Source organism: Noviherbaspirillum denitrificans, from assembly GCF_002211445.1.
Classification (GTDB): domain Bacteria; phylum Pseudomonadota; class Gammaproteobacteria; order Burkholderiales; family Burkholderiaceae_D; genus Noviherbaspirillum; species Noviherbaspirillum denitrificans.
Map to the genome: position 1 here is coordinate 1,449,948 of NZ_LSTO01000001.1, position 765 is coordinate 1,450,712.

The 765-nt window shown below is 62.0% G+C and carries 2 protein-coding genes; one reads left to right on the top strand and one right to left on the bottom strand.

Annotated elements, in window-relative coordinates:
- The coding region (locus AYR66_RS07220) for a chemotaxis protein CheB (protein ID WP_272938324.1) at positions 1–431 on the top strand (431 nt) is incomplete at its 5' end.
- A 71-nt stretch (positions 432–502) separates the two neighbouring features.
- Here the strand turns inward: AYR66_RS07220 and AYR66_RS07225 are convergent.
- Positions 503–765: hypothetical protein (locus AYR66_RS07225; protein WP_206047092.1), on the bottom strand; the 263-nt coding region annotated here is incomplete at its 5' end.

Below are 765 nucleotides of genomic sequence, written 5' to 3' on the forward strand. Positions count from 1 at the left end.
CTGCCCGCCTCGACAACCTCTGCAACATCAGCGTGAAGGAAGCGCAGAACAATGACCGCGTGGTTCCCGGCCTCGCCCTCATCGCCCCGGGCGGCAAGCACCTGCTGTTGCGGCGGCGCGGCGCGCAATACTTTGCGGAAGTGGTGGATGGCCCGCTGGTCAACCGCCACCGTCCATCGGTCGACGTGCTGTTCCGCTCGGTCGCCAAATCCGCCGGCGCGAATGCACTGGGGGTCATCATGACCGGCATGGGCGACGACGGCGCGGCCGGTCTTCTGGAGATGCGCAACGCCGGCGCGCGCACCCTTGCGCAAGACGAGGAAAGCTGCGTGGTCTACGGCATGCCAAAGGAGGCTGTACTGCGCGGCGCGGTTGAAAAGTCGGTGCCGCTTACCTCGATTGCGCGCGAGATCCAGCAGCAGCTTGGATAAAAAAAGAAGCCGGCATTGCTGCCGGCTTTTGAGGTTGCGGTCTGAGGAGTGATGAAGACCGCAAGGGATCTCTATTCAAACTTTCCCCGCGCAAGGAAATTCATCAGCTTGTCCACCTCGCCGCGCTCGATATTCCGCTGCTGGCTGTTGATGAACTTCTGATAGATGTTCGGGTCGGTCTTGCTCAGCTCGGCGAATTCCTCGGCGGTCATCGGTTTCGGCAGTGCCTTTGCGGGCGTGGCGCGGATGGAAATCGCGGGGTCTTGTGCCGAGCTTGTGAAGCCGATGATTTGCATGATCTCGGGAGTCCGCACGCCAATGGCGCAGATGCCGA